The organism is Clostridium tyrobutyricum, from assembly GCF_019144085.1.
Lineage (GTDB): Bacteria > Bacillota > Clostridia > Clostridiales > Clostridiaceae > Clostridium_B > Clostridium_B tyrobutyricum_A.
Genome location: NZ_JAHHUY010000046.1, coordinates 1 through 16,306 on the forward strand (window position 1 = coordinate 1; position 16,306 = coordinate 16,306).

Below are 16,306 nucleotides of genomic sequence, written 5' to 3' on the forward strand. Positions count from 1 at the left end.
GACATTTTCAAAATTAGTTGACATAACTTTTTAATAATATATAAATTTATTTTTTTCTATATATTTTTTAATATATTTTGAATATTATTCAATAAAATATCTTTTATTTTACTAACACGCTTACCTAATTTTTCAGTTCCAATAGGTTGTAAACTTCCTGCAAGTCCTATTCCTATAAATATTTTTGCACCACAAGCAATTAATTGTTCTAGCGTACTCACAGCTGATGGTGCACCTACAGGAAGTTTCACAAATGTAACCTGTATACCATTATTTTTATAATTGCATATCTCACTATTATTTGTCCAATACGGTACTGGGCTCAATTTAAATTCTTTCCTCCATTATGAATTACACTCCTTATATCAGTTAAAATTTCTAATCAATGTGGCTATATCTTCAAGTAAAGTGGCTGCACCTTTATATCCGACATATGTTTTATCTAAAATCACACTATCCCATATAGGGAAAGAAATATGTTGAACCGGTACATTAATTTCATCGGATATTTTATTTTCCAGAGAACTTCCAAGTATCAATTCAGCTTCACTATTTTTAATGATTTCATTGATTTTTTCTAAATCTTCTTCAAAATATAAATTCACTCGATTTAAAGGTAATAGAGCATGTAATTTTTTCTCTAAGTATTCCCCATAATTATCTTCTGAAACATCCGTAATAATAATAATTTTAGGTATGAATCCTATTTCCACCAGAAATTCAGTTATTCCCAACGTATAGCCTATTTCAGAAACAATTGCAAATTCTTTCTGTAAGTTATATTCATAATAAAAATCTGCTATATTTTCCAAGTAATAATTAAGCTTGCTTTCTTCATTTTTTATAAATTCATTTATTTTGTTTTCATCTATACTAAGTTGGTTGCCGACTTTTTCTATAAATGAAGATGTGCTGCTGAGACCTACAGGTAAACTTTCAAAATTTAAATAAGGTATATTGTATTTATCCTTTAAATATTTTGCTGCTTTTATTCCCCAAGGTGAAAACACCAAGTTCAACTCGGCATTAGGGACTTGTCTCCAGTTCTCAATATTTTGTCCAAAACCAAATAAAGTATTTACTTTTAATCCTATGGACTCCAGAATTCTTTTCAACTCAAATAAGTTTCCCTGCCAAAATACATCCTGGTTTGGAATAACCCCAAATACATTTACAAGCCCTTTTACTCTTTCAGAAATCACTTCATAAATTTTAGGTAACTGCTCAATTAAAGTCCTTAATGTGACTTCATATCCGTAGTGTATATCTCCTTTAAATCCTGGAGTTTGTATATTTATAACAGGATACCTTTGTTCCTGGGCTTCCTTCGTCATAGCCGGTATATCATCACCTACCAATTCAGTAGCACATCCACTTAAAACTACGTATAAATCAGCATCCATAACCTTAATTGTATTTTTTATTTGTTCTCTTAATCTAGATGTTCCTCCAAAAATAATTTGTTTTTCAATTACATTACTAGAAGATGCTTGAACACCTCCAGCATAACCAGATCCCTTATTTCCGCTTACTTTATTTACTCCCAAATACTGTTGAATTGTACAACCTGCAGTTGAATGCACAATGGGTACAACTTTTTCTATGCTTTCAACTACCTGAAGTGCTCCAGAAAATGCACAGCTATTTCTAGAGACTTCAACTATACTAGTATTATTTATATTCATACTATTTTACCTCCTGTTTTATATACCAGTTAGTACTTTTGTTATACCAATTTTTTTTATATGGTAGTCTATCTTTTTTAGAAAGTATTTCTAAAAATTTTCTATTATTAAGTGTCTTATAAACAGCTTTTATAAAATTCTTAACACCATTAAATCCTAATATATCCAAATTATCAATAGCAACAGAAGGAATTCCTAACCTTGCAGCCAAGGTACTATGATGGCTTAATCCTATATACAAATCAGGTTTTAATCTGTTTAAAATATTTTCCTCTTCAAAAGGCTGACCATCTGCCACATGTAATTTTATGCTTTCATCTAAATTAAAATAGATTCTGTTAAATATAAAAACTTTTCTAAATAGATGCTGGACCTTCTACAATTCTAGAATCAAATTTATATATTTTATCACCCCATTCCCTGGCCCAGTCTCTAAGCTCATTCACACTCAATGGATTAGGTACACTTAAATCTTCATCTTCTGCTATAAATTTTGCTAGATTTCTATATATATTGGCATGTTCAGATTTTGGATTAGCTTCAATTACAGTTTTTCCATATAATTCACTTTGAGATACTATTAGTGATCTTGGAACATATCCTGCTACTTTAGTACCTGTCTTTTTAGCAAAATCATCAACTATTGATTTAGAATAATTTGCACTCAAACCATTTCCGATTATTCCTCCAAGTTTTGCACCTCCAGTTGGAGCATATTTGTTTATAGCTTTAAAGAGATTATTAGCAGCATAGATTGCCATAAAATCTGATGAAGTTACAACATATGCTCTATCTGTAATACCATCTCTTATAGGAACTGCAAAACCTCCACATACAACATCTCCTAAAACATCATACAATACATAATCTGCTTTATATTTTTCAAACAAGTCTAGTTCTTGAAGAACAGAAACTGCTGCATTAATTCCTCTACCTGCACAACCAACCCCTGGAACAGGTCCACCTGCTTCAATACATAAAACTCCTCCAAACCCCTCTTCAGAAATATCTTTCAATTTAACATTATTGCTTTCTCTTAAACTGTCCAAAACTGTTGGTAGATAATTTCCTCCTCTTAATGTATTGGTAGAATCACTCTTAGGATCACATCCAATCTGTATTACTTTATATCCTGATTCAGCAAGAGCAGCACTTATATTAGATGTAGTTGTAGACTTTCCTATACCTCCTTTTCCATAAATAGCTATATGTTTTGTCTTCTTACTCATAGTAATTTTCCTTTCACAATAAAATTATTTATTCTAATATTTTTAATATATAGTATATTCGTTTATTTAAATATATTCTGACATTATTGTTTAAAAGATAGTACTTTTTTCTATTTTAGTAAAAAGCGCATAATTTTTAAGTTGATTTTTATATAATTATAGATAATTTTATCATTTACATACTCCCCTTTCTTAATTTATATTTTATGGAATAATAAAAAGATCAAATTTCATTCATTAAAAATTTATATAAATGAAACTTGACCTCTAGTTTTCTAGTCAATCAAATAAAATATTAAATTAACAATAAAAAGCTTCCTATGGAGAAACCATAGGAAATTATATCCTCTCGTCTCTCATCTTTCAGGGTATTTCTGCTGGAATTAGCACCATTAAATGTATATATACATTTAGGTTGCCGGGCTTCATAGGGCCAGTCCCTCTGCCTCTCTCGATAAGAATTATATTTAACTATTTTTATATTTGGCTTGTATTTATATTATAACCTTTGAAATATTTTGTCAATACATAATTTTAAAATTATTTCTATTTTTATGAAAATTACATCTAATTTTCAATACAACTTTCAATTACCAATGCTGCAGTTCCTATGGAAATTGCATTTTCTTTAAAATATCCTCCTCTTTTGAGAACAATTTCTCTATTAATATAATCCACACAAGTTTTGTAAAACAAATCCAAATTAGTCAAAGGACCATTTAATATAACACATTTCAAATCCAATAAATCAGCATACAGCTTTATACTTTTGGCAAAAGCATTTGCAAAGTTCAGTATGATACTTTTAGATAAAGTTTCATTTTTTTGGATATCAATAAATATTCTCTTTAAATTCATACTTTCCTTTTTTAAGGAAAGCATATTTTCAAAAACATATTCACTGTCATTTACACTTCTTACAATTTGTCCATGCAAAATTGTACCCTCTCTTATTCTTGGACCACAATCAAAATAGGCTAAATTATTAAATTGCTTTCCTGAACCATAAAGATGTTCTGCAATAGCTGCTGAATTTGCACCATTTTCAATTATTATATTGCAATTTAAACGCTTCTCAAGCATTTTTTTTACAGAAACATTACTCCACAAACCTGTTTCAATTGCAACACCTATTCCAATAAGTTTAAGCATATCAAGCCTTAATTCTACATAAGCATTATTTATAATATTTTGTATTCTATCTATTAGATAATCAACAGAATTTGAAATATCAATACTGGAGATTTTTTTATAAAAAATTTCCATTCTCAAATTAACTATAGAAACTTGTACATACATTTTAGAAATATCTATTCCTATAATATAAAACCCACAAACATTTACGTCATATAATATTGGTCTTCTACCACCTGTAGACTCTCCTATACACTTCTGAACTATAATCCCATCTTTTTCAATTGGATTCATAATACGATTTAATGTAGTTAATTTCATGCCTGTCCTATTAAGGATTTCATTTTTAGTCATAGCACCATTCTTCTGTATTAAATTAAATATTTTCTTTCTATCATTATTTAAACTTTTAAATAATTCATAACTATCCATCATAGTGAACATACCTTTTATTGTGAATTTTTACAGACATCTATCCATTTTGCATTAACTAATTCCTGTATTTGTTTAGGGGAAATTTTAAGTGCATAGTCTTTTGAGCCTGCAGCAGGATACACATATTCAAAATCTTTTATAGAAACATCTATATATACTTTTACTTCATTTTTCAAGCCAAAAGGACATAACCCACCTATTGGATGTCCTATTTCATTTAAGACTTTATCACTATCAACCATCCTGGCTTTAACTCCAAAAAAATCTTTAAATTTTCTATTACTAACTTTAAAATCTCCTCTTACAACTATCAGTATATCCTCGTTTTTTAATTTAAAAGCTAGTGTTTTAGCTATATACTTTGGCTGAGTATGTATAGTTTCCGCTGCTTGCTCTACTGTAGCACCACTAGTATTCAATTTAAAAACAGGATTTTCTATATTTCTATCAGAAAAATATTTTATTACACTTTCTACACTCATATCAATCACCTTTCTATGCTCTTTAGTTTTATACTATCAGCAGAATAGAAAAAATAAAAAGGTCAAACTTTACCTTATAGAAATTAGCAAATTTCTTATAAGTAAAATTTGACCTCTAGTTTTTCTAGTCAATCAATTATATATAACATTTTAGTAATTAAACTTTTATACCATTTTATTATTATAAAAACTACTAAAACTTATTTTGAACTTTAAATTTTGCTTTTTCATAGGCCATTGCATATAGTTGTGCCATAGATTTAATCTCAAAATCACTTAGTCCTGAATAAAATGTTTTTGGGCAAATTGCAAAAGCTTCGTCATTTTGTTGTTTGGGAAAATTATAATTCATTATATCTAAAAATCTACTTTGTATATCATTCATATTAAATTCCTCCATTTTATTATTTTAATCAAAAAGCTTACTATACTATATAGTATTATAAATAGAAAAGCTATTTCTCTATATAAGAAAAATAGCTTTTATTAACACATACTTTATAAAACAACTACATTTCTTATCTTCCAGAATATAATATTTACTCTGTAGGAATTGACACCGATACATATAAAATAAATGCCGGTTGTCGGGTTTCAAAGGGCCAGTCCCTCCACCACTCTTGATAAGAGTAACAACTATTAAATTATTTATATTAGTATAACATTATCTATATTATAATACAATGCTTGAATGAAGTTTTTTATAATAAGTTTATATAAAAGCTAGTATTAAAATATATTTTGAAATGTAATAAACTTATTTGGCTAAACGATCTAAATGAATTAAAAGTGGATGTTTTTTTTCTTCTAATTTTTTTCTATAAGAATATGTCTCATTTCTAACTTCTTCAGGTTCTATTATCCATACAGTAGACAAATCCCCGTCTTCAATTCTCTCTCTAATAATTTTGTAATATTTTCTAAATATATGTCCACTTATATAAGCTTTTACTGGAATACCTTTTATCTGATAACTCTCATTATCTTTTGATTTTATAGTTATTGATACTTTTTTCTTAAACCATATACTATTTACCATATTACTATTTGTCATAGATGATTCAATTAATTCCATATATAATATATTACCATTATTATCTACATTTAAAAAATTTTTAAATGTAGAATGTGGTATATTATCTTTGTCCACAGTAGATAAAACCTTTACTGTATCTTCATCATTTATCAATTTTATAATTTTATTTTCTAATTTTATAGACAACTCTAATTCCCCCTTATATAACTCTAGATAAATCAGTATCTGGATGATTACCACATCTTCTGTAATTATCCATATCTATATTCAAACCATATTTTCTTCTAATATCATCAAGAGATTTGGATAATTTCACATAATACTCAAGAGAAGGGTTTTCCTGATTTTGAAATACAGATCCAGGATATGGAGTCCATACACATTGAACTATACTTACTCCTTTTTCAGCAAACTTTTCAGCCTCTTCTAATATTACTCTAAGAGCTTCATCTTCATCTTTAAATCCATAAGGTTTAGCAAGTTCAACTCCTCCAACAATTCCAGAATTCACATTTCCTCTTCCAAATATATCTACTGCCGCAATTATTCTTCTTTTCCATTCCTTATATCCTATCAATTTATCTTTACCTGGACAAATCCATTTAAATTTTTTCTCATCAAGCACTTCAATATCTGAAGTAAAGGACATAATACCTGTATTTTCATATATTTTTTGAAGCTGTTTTTCATTAAATGCAGATGATATCATCTGACTTGGAAATCTTTTAGTCTTAAAATTTTCTCCTATAGCTTGAAGTATATCTATATATAAGTTAACTTCATCATCAAAAATTTCATCTCCGCTCAGTATTGAACCTGCTGTTAAAAAAATACTTTCTAGTCTTCCCGGTTCCTTCAAAGCCTCCTTTACAGTTTCATATACATCTTGAGGATCTAATCTTGCTGGTTTGTTATTTTGTGTTTTGTTCCTGTTAAAGTTTGATCCTATATTGCAATACTTGCATCCTTTACCATTATCCCAAAAATGACAATAGCTATACGGATCTATATCTATACGTTGAGGCCTTGAAGTTGCAATATGCCACATTGGAGTTCCTCTACTTGTAAATTTTTCATAATAATCAGGTTTTGTCCAATATTCAACTTCTTCTACTATTTCTCCATGATCTGTAATGTAAAACTTACCATCAATATAATCTACAACATATGGATTTTTAACTGTTGGAAGGGGGCCTGTCATAATGGAAGTACCATCCCTGAGTAACAAAGATACTGGAAAATAGTCTTCTTTTTCACCTATTGAAAAAAATATTCCTCTAGACTGGAGCTGATGTACATTCTTATCAGCAGCTTTTATTGCTCTATCCGTATAAATTACACTTCTTCTCTGAACATCTGCTTTTATAATTACAAAAGGTGACACATCATTGTATTTATCTATAACCTCTTTTAGTGTTAATTCATTTCTTTTTGCTGACATTTCTATTACACTTCTTTCTAGTATTAATTTTAATTTACCTGCCTGTAATCAAATCGAGTATATCATTATGTAAATTTTTAAATTCCTCACTATACTTTATATCACTTAGGTTTTTGGTATTTTCATAATTAGTAAATTTGATATTAAATTCTTTAATTATTCTTCCAGGTCTTTTAGACATAACTATAACTTTTGTGCCAAGATACAATGCTTCATCAATATCATGAGTAATAAATAAAACGGTTTTTTTATTTTCATTCCATATATGCCTTAATAAATTTTGCATCTGCTCTCTCGTAAGTGCATCCAATGCACCAAAAGGTTCATCCATCAGTAAAACCTTTGGATCGTTAACAAGTACACGAGCTATAGCGACACGTTGTTTCATACCTCCAGACAATTCATATGGTTTAAGTTTTCTAAATTCATCTAAACCAATTCTATCAAGAAAAAAGTTTATCCTTTGTTCAGCCTCTTTTTTAGGAATTCTCCTCATTCTTAAGCCAAATTTTACATTATCCTCTACACTAAGCCATGGATATAGTGCAGGCTGTTGAAAAACTACTCCTCTATCATGATCAGCACCATTTATTTTATTTCCATCCACTAAAGCCTTCCCTCTTGAAGGATTCATAAATCCAGCCATAATTTTCATCAAAGTACTTTTTCCACATCCTGATGGTCCTAATATACATATGAATTCCCCCTCTTTTATATCAATGTTTATATCATTTATAGCATCAACTTTTGTATTATTAGATTTATAAGTTAAGTCTACATTTTTCAAAGAAATAATATACTTATTTTTTTTACTAGTTTTCATAAAATTTTGCCTCCGAATTACCATATACATATTATTTTTTCAATGCATTTTCTATAAATTCAGGATTAATAGCTTTTTCAAATTCCGATAATTCTGGAGCAGACTTTATTTGTTTTTGTTCGACCAAAAAATCAGCAGTATCTTTAAGAGTTTTTGCAAAATTACCTTTCTTCGAACTTGTACCCAAATATTTATCAGATATTTCTTCTTTACCTGACAGCCATATTAACTCACTCATTTGATTTTGGCTATCTTTTTTACTTGTATTAATTTCTTTTGCTACAGACTGAGCCGAATCATCAATATTGTTTTTAAAATAATCATATGATTTAATTTGAAGTTTTACATATTTTTTTACTATATCTGGATGTTGCTTAGCAAATTCCTTATTGACTATCCCAATATCTCCAGTAACAATACCTCTTTGAGCCAATGTTCCACTATTGACTATTTCTTTACCATCCAAACCTATTAATTTTGCTAGTGTTGGTTCCCAGACATATGCCGCATCTATCTCTCCACGCTGCCATGCGGCATAAATATCCTGAGGCTGCATATCAAGAACAGTTACATCATTTACAGAAACATTTTCTGCCTTTAATGCATTCAACAAGCTATAGTGAGCAGTGGAACCAAAAGGTACTGCAACCTTTTTCCCTTTCAAATCTTTGATTGAATTAATATTGGCTTTATTTTTAGCTGCAAGTGCTTCATTTTTTCCTATTACATCATGAATCCAAAACACTTCATATGGGAGATTCTGTGATATTCCTATAGACGCCGGGGTTGATCCTAAAAGTGCAATATCCAAACTCTTTGATGACATAGCAGTATTTACATCTTTTCCAGAATCGAACTGAACAAATTTTACTTTTGCACCTAGTTCTTTTTCATACCAGTTTTTCGATTTAGCCAGTAATTCGTCATTGGGAATCTGCTGATATCCAATAGTCACTATATCTGGTTTTCCCCCGTCTTTTATATTGTTAGATGTTTTACTGGAACTATTTCCACAACCTGATAAGCTGCCTATTAAGCTACCTATTAAAATACCTGATAAAATTAATTTTCTAATATTTTTCATAAAATCACCCTCCTATTTCTTTAAATATTTACTTACTCCTTACCTTCCCATGGTATAAAGTTTATTTCAATTATTTTTAGTATCCTGTCAAGTAATATTCCTGTAACTCCCATTATTATGATACCAACAAAAATTATATCACTTCTCAAGAATTTACTAGCATCAAGAACCATCCAACCTATACCTGATACTGCAGCAACCATTTCTGCAGCGACCAATGTTGTATATGCAAATCCAAGTGATGTTCTAAGTCCCGTAAATATAGATGGCAAAGAAGTTGGGAGTATTACATGGAAAAAAGTTTGTATTCTGCTTGCTCCCAAAGTATATGCTCCATTAATATAATCTTCTCTAATCCCTTTAACTCCCGATACACATGATATGTATATAGGTGGAAATGCAGCTAAATAAAGTAGCATAATTTTTGATGAATTTCCTATGCCCAACCACATTATCAAAAGTGCATAATAGGCTAGTGGTGGAAGTGGTCTGAAAAAATTTACTATAGGTTCAAAAACAGCTTTGATTTTACTACTATATCCACTTAATAATCCTACCGGAATTGCACTTAAAACTGCCAGTGCAAATGCTGATAACAGCCTCACCATGCTGTCACCGAAATGTCTATAGATTGTATTTCCTTTATAGCCCTGCAAAATAACTTCCTTAAAACCCAATATAACATCATAGGGAGATGGAAGAATTGATTGAGGTAGTAATTGTAATTTTGTTACTATATACCAAATAAATAGTATTGCAGCAATTGTAATAATTGTAATAAATTTTTCAATAGTAAAAAATTTTAGAATATTAAAATTTGCTTTTTTATTTGATGTTATATGCATAAATTTACCTTGTATAATGAACATATAGTAAAAATTCATTATACTTTTCCTTTCTTAAAGATTTTTACTATAATTATTATAAGACGCCGTGGATTAATGTTTTCACCTATAGCCTGACTATTTAAACTGAAGATCTAACCACTTATCTTATACTTATCTGTTAATTAGTTAAATAACGCATAACGTTTTATATACATCAAGAATACTATAAAGGAGCTGTTCTTATGATTTATATTGGCATTGATGCAGCAAAAAATAAACACGATTGCTGCATTACAGATTCAAATAGTGCTGTTCATAACACATGTATAATGTATTTTTATCTCCTTCCATACTTGTATTTCCCTTCTTTTAAATTTTAAAATAGAAATCATATTTCCAATTTCATTATATCTACATTTTCAAAACCAGCATGTTTATATATTCTAATTGCTTCTTCACTAAATGCTAGTAATTGTATTGCAGATGCCCCTTTCGATTTAATCCATTTTATATTCAGATCAAGAAGCTTGGATGCCAAACCCCTTTTCCTAAATTTCGGTAAAATGTAAACATCAACTATCCATCCATAAAATCCAGGCTTGAATAGAAAATATGGGAAATCATCCTTTAATAAAGAGCCTGCAACACCAATTGGTTCTCTTTCTGGATTATATACAATAAAATGCTGCATCTTATCTAAGTTATATTGTTTTTTATAAAATTTCATAGTTTCTTCTTTAAAATCTTCTATATAGAAATTATCTGAAAATCCAGTTTCTCTAAACAATGAATCTCTAAATTGAAGTATTAATGATATGTCTTTTTCTGATGCTTTCTTTATTTCCATGTCACAATTCTCTTTGTGCATATGTATCATCTCCCCATATTCTACTAAGTTAATAAGCTTTTTAGTGCTTTTGTTTACCTCAAAGCAACTATAGAAAATTCCAAGTTAATGTTCTATCAGATAACTTGTCAACAAATTCTTAAAACAATAAAAAGCCCAACTTCATTTATATAAAAAGAAATAGATTAAATATCCATTCTTTAATAAATAAAACCGGGCCTCTAGATTTTCTAGTCAGTCAGCTAAGATATTAATTTTTGTACTGAATAAAACAGTGTGTTTTATTTAGTACTCATTTTAATACAAAACTCTAATGCTGTCAATACAATTACTATATTTTTATTTGACTTTTATTTTTTCATAAAGTATATTTAAAAATTCATGTGCAATGATAGAAAATCTTTTTGGGCAGTGAATATTCATACCTGCCATTACAGAAAATAGCATCTGACCTGTTGAAAAGGAGTTCAAGTTTTTTATAAATATCCCTATTTTTTTACCTTCTTCAAAATTATCAGCTAATAACTTAACACTATATTTTCTTAATTCGTCAAATGATTTTTTTATATTTAAGTTATTTTTAGAATAATAAATCATAGTAGCAAACAATAAATTAGTATATTTATTATTTGCATAGACATCAAAATATTCTATGTATTTTTCTATAAATAAAATTGGATTATACTTTTTGGATTTAATAGATCCTAATCTTGTTTTTCTATTTTTCATTTCATTGATTATACTTGCTTCAAGTAATTCCTCTTTATTTGAAAAATATCTATATATAGAAGATCTATTTATTCCAATTTTCTGGGCTATAAAATCCATGTTTATTTCATTAAAAGTATTTTTTGATAATTCTTGAATAACTACTAAAATAATTTTATCTTTTATAGATTGATACTCTAATTTATTATCAATTTCTTTGTTTAAATTTTGAATTAATTCTTTTTTTGAAGAAAAATTATTGTAAAATGTTGCCTTACTTATTTTGCACTTTTTAACAATATTATCAATATTTAGAGCTTTCAATCCATAGGCATCAACTATTTCTTTTGAACATTTTAATATTTTAACTCTATTTTTATCTAACATATTTATATATCTCCTAATAAATTATAAAATTTAACTAAAATTATATCATCAAATGTTTTTAAATCAAATTTAATACATTCATAATCTATCTTATTAGATTTCAGCTTATTTAAAAAGCATTAATTATGAATAGATAACTTAAGATACTTACTTATTAAATCAAAAAATATGTTTATCAATAAATAAGGAGATTATCCTTTTGGATAATCTCCTTATTTATTGTGTAGTATTATAAGGTTAGTCTACTAATGTTTACAACTATTAGCCGATTTGCTGCAACCAGAGCAACCGCAGCTGCAGCCGCCTCCATTTTTATGTGATTTGTAAGTTCTATATCCTGAAAATCCCACAATGCCAAATACAACTATTGCAACTATAACTGTAGACATATTATACCACCTCTTTTCTTTCCATAACAGGATCTCTAAGTTCAGTGTCAATTGTTCTAGGTTTTCTAACCATTAGATAAATCAACAATACAATAAGTAAAATAGCAACAGCTGAACCAACTCCAAAAGTTTTTCCTGTAAATAGTGCTCCTATCTGATATACAATCATTCCAATTATATATGCAAAACCTGTCTGATATCCAGCAGAGAATAATGTCCATTTTCCTGAATTCATTTCAGTTCTCACTGCACCAATTGCAGCAAAACAAGGAGCGCAAAGAAGATTGAAAATCAAGAATGAATATGCAGAAAGCATTGTAAATGAGGCATGAAGTCTTCCCCATACTTCTGCACCACTGTCCCCAACAGTTGAAAATCCGTAAAGTATTCCAAAAGTTCCTACTACACTTTCTTTTGCAATCAAACCAGTAATTGTAGCTACTGCAGCTTTCCAATTATCCCAACCTAATGGAGTAAATATAACTGCAATTACACGTCCTATACTTGCAAGCATAGAGCTTTCTATATCAACCAGTTGCATTCTCGAGTTAAATGAACTTAAGAACCATATGACTACAGTTGCAAGCAATATTACGGTTCCAGCTTTTTTCATAAATGATTTTGAACGTTCCCACATATGAACAAGTACTCCTTTTACTCCAGGAACATGATATGGTGGAAGTTCCATTACAAATGGTGCTGGTTTTCCAGAAAATAATCTGGTTTTCTTAAGAATAATACCTGAAATTATAATAGCAGCAATTCCAACAAAATATGCAGATGGTGCAACCCAAGCAGAACCTCTAAATAAAGCACCTGTAATCAAAGCTATAATTGGTAATTTTGCACTACATGGAATAAATGTAGTTACAATAATAGTCATCTTACGATCTCTTTCATTTTCAATTGTTCTAGTAGACATGATTCCAGGAACACCACAACCTGTTCCAATAAGTATAGGAATAAAAGATTTACCAGATAGTCCAAATCTTCTAAACAGTCTGTCCATAATAAATGCAATACGTGACATATAACCACAATCCTCTAATATTGCCAAGCATAAGAACAACATAGCCATTTGAGGAACAAATCCAAGTACAGCACCTACACCGGCTACAATACCATTAAGGATGAAAGAATTAAGCCAATCAGCAGTACCAATACTATTTAATATCCATTGAACATTATTTGGCACAAAATCACCAAATAAATTATCATTTATCCAGTCAGTCATCCAGCCTCCAACTGTAGAAATTGAAAAATAATAAACTAAAAACATAATACCGGCAAAAATAGGTAGTGCTAAAATACGATTAGTTATAACTCTATCAATTTTATCAGAAATTGATACTTCAACTTTATTCGACTTATGTACAGCTTGTTTTATAATCTTGCTTATATACTCATATCTTTCATTAGTTATAATACTTTCACCATCATCATCAAATTTACTTTCACAATCTGAGATTATCTCTTCAATTTCACTTTTCGTATTTCCATCAAGAGTTATTTGATCTTTAATTTTTTCATCTCTTTCAAACAACTTTATAGCAAACCAACGTAAATTTAAATCATTAAGACTACCTCTTATAATGTCCTCAATTTTAGATAATGCTTTTTCTACAGCATCCGAAAAAATATTATGTGATACTGAATTAGTCCTAGATTTAGCAAGTTCTACTGCTTTTTGTGCTGCATCTTTTGAGCCTATCCCTTTTAAAGCAGATGTTTCTATAACCTCACAACCAAGCATTTCTCCCAATTTTTTAGTATTGATGATATCCCCATTTTTACGAATTAAGTCTATCATATTCAAGGCCATTACAACCGGTACGCCAATTTCTATAAGTTGCGTAGTAAGATATAAATTTCTTTCTATATTTGTAGCATCAACAATATTTATAATTGAATCCGGTTTCTCATTAATCAGATAATTTCTTGAAACAACTTCTTCTAAAGTATATGGGGAAAGAGAATATATTCCAGGTAAATCCTGGATAATAATATCTTTGTTTCCCTTTAATTTGCCCTCCTTTTTCTCTACAGTAACGCCTGGCCAGTTTCCTACATACTGAGAACTTCCAGTTAAATCATTAAACATAGTCGTCTTACCGCAATTTGGATTACCAGCAAGAGCAATTTTAATTGACATTCATATTCCTCCTATTATATAAGTCTGTTAAATCTAAATAATTTCTACTATTGCTGCTTCTTCTTTACGTAAACTAAGTTCATATCCCCTTACTTTAACCTCTACTGGATCCCCTAATGGAGCAACTTTACGTATATAGATTTCAGTCCCTTTAGTCAAACCCATATCCATAAATCTTCGTTTAATAGCCCCCTTGCCATGAACTTTTACTACAGTAACCGTTTCACCACATTTAGTATCTTTTAATGTTTTCATATCTTTATCTCCCTTCCCTACGCAAACTATAAATAGAATTATACAACAATTCTATTCGCCATTGACTTACTCAAAGCAATTCGAGCATTTTTAACTTTTACAATCAAATTTCCTGCTATTTCTGCCACTACAGTTACACTCTCCCCAAGAACAAATCCAAGATGTTCTAGATGACGTCTAATATCATCATTACCGCGAATACCTTTAATGTTTCCTGATTCACCTACTTTTACCATTGTGATCGGCATAACTCTACCCCCAATCAATATAATATTTTTGAATAAAATAATACATTTATTACGTAAATATAATTAAAGCTTGTACCATTTATTTAGAATATAATGTTATAATCATATATCAATTATGTCTATATACAAATACATTGATTATAATTAATATTAAATAATGATATTCATTATCACTGTTCATTTTTATTATAGTACACAAACTTTATTTTGTAAATATATTTGCTGAAATTGTTGACACAAAATGCTATTTAATTAAAAAATAAATAAAATCAGAATCTAAAAGTTTAGATTCTGATTTTATCAATCACTTTATTGATTTATATACATTAACTCTTTTTAGGTGATAAAACCATAATCATATTATTACCTTCTAATTTAGGTCTTTTCTCTATTATTACTGTATCACCCATTTTTTCTAAAAAAGTATCAAATACTTTTCTACCTGCCGAAGTATAGTTATTTTGTCTTCCTCTAAACCTTATTGATACTTTTACTTTATTTTCTTTTGATATAAACTTTTTAGCATTATTTGCTTTTATAGTTATATCATTATCCTCAATTGTAGCACTGAGTCTAATTTCTTTTAATTCTACAATTTTTTGTTTTTTTCTAGCTTCTTTTTCTTTTTTAGATTTATCATAAAGGAATTTTTTATAATCCATTATTTTACAAACGGGGGGCTTAGCTGCAGGTGACACCATAACTAAATCCAAACCTTTTTCTCTTGCCAAATCCAATGCATCTTTAGTTGTTATGATTCTACTATCATTATCATCTACTAATCTTACCTCTTTTACTCTGATTTTCTCATTTAAATTATTAAAATTTTTGTTATTAATATAAAACACCTCTCACAATTTATTTATATGATTAATATATTCTTAGATATTATCTTGTTGCATTTTTGTATAATTTTACTAAAATTATTAAGACCAAGAATCCTACTTTATATATTATATCAAAAAACTAATACTTTTAAAATGTTTATTCAAATTCAATACATCTTTTTTCACAACAGCTTTGTTTTATCATCACAATTATGTTTACTGCATTTCGTATTTTCTATAAATTTCTTTATAGTATCTACTAATATCTAGTATATTAAAAAATCAAACCTTAGTTAGCTTGTTGAATAATTAAATAT

At 28.8% G+C, this 16,306-nt stretch carries 19 protein-coding genes and 2 riboswitches; all 19 genes read right to left on the bottom strand.

What is annotated here, in order from left to right; genetic code table 11:
* Window positions 1-56: 56 nt before the first annotated feature.
* The 19 genes from KM800_RS14155 to infC all read right to left on the bottom strand — a co-directional run bounded on the left by KM800_RS14155 (window position 57) and on the right by infC (window position 16,010).
* The gene (locus KM800_RS14155) at window positions 57-326 is read right to left on the bottom strand and encodes a hypothetical protein (RefSeq protein WP_217813662.1); all 270 of its coding nucleotides are present in this window, start codon (window positions 324-326) and stop codon (window positions 57-59) included.
* Between the two features lie 39 nt (window positions 327-365).
* A complete protein-coding gene (locus KM800_RS14160; RefSeq protein ID WP_217813663.1) occupies window positions 366-1,685 on the bottom strand; it encodes a nitrogenase component 1 in 1,320 nt (439 codons plus the stop codon).
* A 1-nt stretch (window position 1,686) separates the two neighbouring features.
* A complete protein-coding gene (locus KM800_RS14165; RefSeq protein WP_254906573.1) occupies window positions 1,687-1,983 on the bottom strand; it encodes a hypothetical protein in 297 nt (98 codons plus the stop codon).
* A 58-nt stretch (window positions 1,984-2,041) separates the two neighbouring features.
* Window positions 2,042-2,914, bottom strand: coding sequence for an AAA family ATPase (locus KM800_RS14170; protein ID WP_017895276.1), 873 nt, complete (start codon window positions 2,912-2,914; stop codon window positions 2,042-2,044).
* 353 nt (window positions 2,915-3,267) lie between these two features.
* Window positions 3,268-3,375, bottom strand: a riboswitch (SAM riboswitch).
* 106 nt (window positions 3,376-3,481) lie between these two features.
* A complete protein-coding gene (locus KM800_RS14175; protein ID WP_217813664.1) occupies window positions 3,482-4,483 on the bottom strand; it encodes an ROK family transcriptional regulator in 1,002 nt (333 codons plus the stop codon).
* A 14-nt stretch (window positions 4,484-4,497) separates the two neighbouring features.
* Complete coding sequence (locus tag KM800_RS14180; RefSeq protein ID WP_217813665.1) at window positions 4,498-4,965, bottom strand: YbaK/EbsC family protein; 468 nt, start codon at window positions 4,963-4,965, stop codon at window positions 4,498-4,500.
* A 193-nt stretch (window positions 4,966-5,158) separates the two neighbouring features.
* Complete coding sequence (locus tag KM800_RS14185) at window positions 5,159-5,350, bottom strand: hypothetical protein (protein WP_217813666.1); 192 nt, start codon at window positions 5,348-5,350, stop codon at window positions 5,159-5,161.
* A 130-nt stretch (window positions 5,351-5,480) separates the two neighbouring features.
* Window positions 5,481-5,595: riboswitch (SAM riboswitch) on the bottom strand.
* Between the two features lie 127 nt (window positions 5,596-5,722).
* Window positions 5,723-6,187: a hypothetical protein gene (locus KM800_RS14190; protein WP_217813667.1), complete on the bottom strand. Its 465-nt coding sequence runs from the start codon at window positions 6,185-6,187 to the stop codon at window positions 5,723-5,725.
* 13 nt (window positions 6,188-6,200) lie between these two features.
* On the bottom strand, window positions 6,201-7,442 hold the full coding sequence (locus KM800_RS14195; RefSeq protein ID WP_217813668.1) for a radical SAM protein: 1,242 nt from the start codon (window positions 7,440-7,442) through the stop codon (window positions 6,201-6,203).
* Between the two features lie 34 nt (window positions 7,443-7,476).
* A complete protein-coding gene (locus KM800_RS14200) occupies window positions 7,477-8,265 on the bottom strand; it encodes an ABC transporter ATP-binding protein (protein WP_017751552.1) in 789 nt (262 codons plus the stop codon).
* Between the two features lie 31 nt (window positions 8,266-8,296).
* On the bottom strand, window positions 8,297-9,349 hold the full coding sequence (locus KM800_RS14205; RefSeq protein WP_217813669.1) for an aliphatic sulfonate ABC transporter substrate-binding protein: 1,053 nt from the start codon (window positions 9,347-9,349) through the stop codon (window positions 8,297-8,299).
* Window positions 9,350-9,381: 32 nt separating this feature from the next.
* Complete coding sequence (locus KM800_RS14210) at window positions 9,382-10,233, bottom strand: ABC transporter permease (RefSeq protein WP_217813670.1); 852 nt, start codon at window positions 10,231-10,233, stop codon at window positions 9,382-9,384.
* A 331-nt stretch (window positions 10,234-10,564) separates the two neighbouring features.
* Window positions 10,565-11,044 carry a GNAT family N-acetyltransferase gene (locus tag KM800_RS14215; protein ID WP_217813671.1) on the bottom strand — a complete coding sequence of 160 codons (480 nt, stop codon included), beginning with the start codon at window positions 11,042-11,044 and terminating at the stop codon, window positions 10,565-10,567.
* Between the two features lie 318 nt (window positions 11,045-11,362).
* Complete coding sequence (locus KM800_RS14220) at window positions 11,363-12,118, bottom strand: TetR/AcrR family transcriptional regulator (protein WP_217813672.1); 756 nt, start codon at window positions 12,116-12,118, stop codon at window positions 11,363-11,365.
* 245 nt (window positions 12,119-12,363) lie between these two features.
* Window positions 12,364-12,507, bottom strand: a complete 144-nt coding sequence (locus KM800_RS14225) for a FeoB-associated Cys-rich membrane protein (protein ID WP_217813673.1) — start codon at window positions 12,505-12,507, stop codon at window positions 12,364-12,366.
* Window position 12,508: 1 nt separating this feature from the next.
* Window positions 12,509-14,659, bottom strand: a complete 2,151-nt coding sequence (feoB, locus tag KM800_RS14230; RefSeq protein WP_217813674.1) for a ferrous iron transport protein B — start codon at window positions 14,657-14,659, stop codon at window positions 12,509-12,511.
* A 33-nt stretch (window positions 14,660-14,692) separates the two neighbouring features.
* Window positions 14,693-14,914, bottom strand: a complete 222-nt coding sequence (locus KM800_RS14235) for a FeoA family protein (RefSeq protein WP_217813675.1) — start codon at window positions 14,912-14,914, stop codon at window positions 14,693-14,695.
* 38 nt (window positions 14,915-14,952) lie between these two features.
* Window positions 14,953-15,162, bottom strand: coding sequence for a FeoA family protein (locus KM800_RS14240; protein ID WP_217813676.1), 210 nt, complete (start codon window positions 15,160-15,162; stop codon window positions 14,953-14,955).
* A gap of 326 nt (window positions 15,163-15,488) precedes the next feature.
* Complete coding sequence (gene infC / locus KM800_RS14245; protein WP_217813677.1) at window positions 15,489-16,010, bottom strand: translation initiation factor IF-3; 522 nt, start codon at window positions 16,008-16,010, stop codon at window positions 15,489-15,491.
* Window positions 16,011-16,306 lie beyond the last annotated feature (296 nt).

Excerpts from the sequence above, each read along its gene's own strand:
- KM800_RS14160 (WP_217813663.1), bottom strand. The coding sequence starts at position 1,685 with ATGAATATAAATAATACTAGTATAGTTGAAGTCTCTAGAAATAGCTGT.
- KM800_RS14170 (WP_017895276.1), bottom strand. The coding sequence starts at position 2,914 with ATGAGTAAGAAGACAAAACATATAGCTATTTATGGAAAAGGAGGTATA.
- KM800_RS14175 (WP_217813664.1), bottom strand. The coding sequence starts at position 4,483 with ATGATGGATAGTTATGAATTATTTAAAAGTTTAAATAATGATAGAAAG.
- KM800_RS14180 (WP_217813665.1), bottom strand. The coding sequence starts at position 4,965 with ATGAGTGTAGAAAGTGTAATAAAATATTTTTCTGATAGAAATATAGAA.
- KM800_RS14185 (WP_217813666.1), bottom strand. The coding sequence starts at position 5,350 with ATGAATGATATACAAAGTAGATTTTTAGATATAATGAATTATAATTTT.
- KM800_RS14195 (WP_217813668.1), bottom strand. The coding sequence starts at position 7,442 with ATGTCAGCAAAAAGAAATGAATTAACACTAAAAGAGGTTATAGATAAA.
- KM800_RS14200 (WP_017751552.1), bottom strand. The coding sequence starts at position 8,265 with ATGAAAACTAGTAAAAAAAATAAGTATATTATTTCTTTGAAAAATGTA.
- KM800_RS14205 (WP_217813669.1), bottom strand. The coding sequence starts at position 9,349 with ATGAAAAATATTAGAAAATTAATTTTATCAGGTATTTTAATAGGTAGC.
- KM800_RS14210 (WP_217813670.1), bottom strand. The coding sequence starts at position 10,233 with ATGAATTTTTACTATATGTTCATTATACAAGGTAAATTTATGCATATA.
- KM800_RS14215 (WP_217813671.1), bottom strand. The coding sequence starts at position 11,044 with ATGCACAAAGAGAATTGTGACATGGAAATAAAGAAAGCATCAGAAAAA.
- KM800_RS14220 (WP_217813672.1), bottom strand. The coding sequence starts at position 12,118 with ATGTTAGATAAAAATAGAGTTAAAATATTAAAATGTTCAAAAGAAATA.
- KM800_RS14225 (WP_217813673.1), bottom strand. The coding sequence starts at position 12,507 with ATGTCTACAGTTATAGTTGCAATAGTTGTATTTGGCATTGTGGGATTT.
- feoB (WP_217813674.1), bottom strand. The coding sequence starts at position 14,659 with ATGTCAATTAAAATTGCTCTTGCTGGTAATCCAAATTGCGGTAAGACG.
- KM800_RS14235 (WP_217813675.1), bottom strand. The coding sequence starts at position 14,914 with ATGAAAACATTAAAAGATACTAAATGTGGTGAAACGGTTACTGTAGTA.
- KM800_RS14240 (WP_217813676.1), bottom strand. The coding sequence starts at position 15,162 with ATGCCGATCACAATGGTAAAAGTAGGTGAATCAGGAAACATTAAAGGT.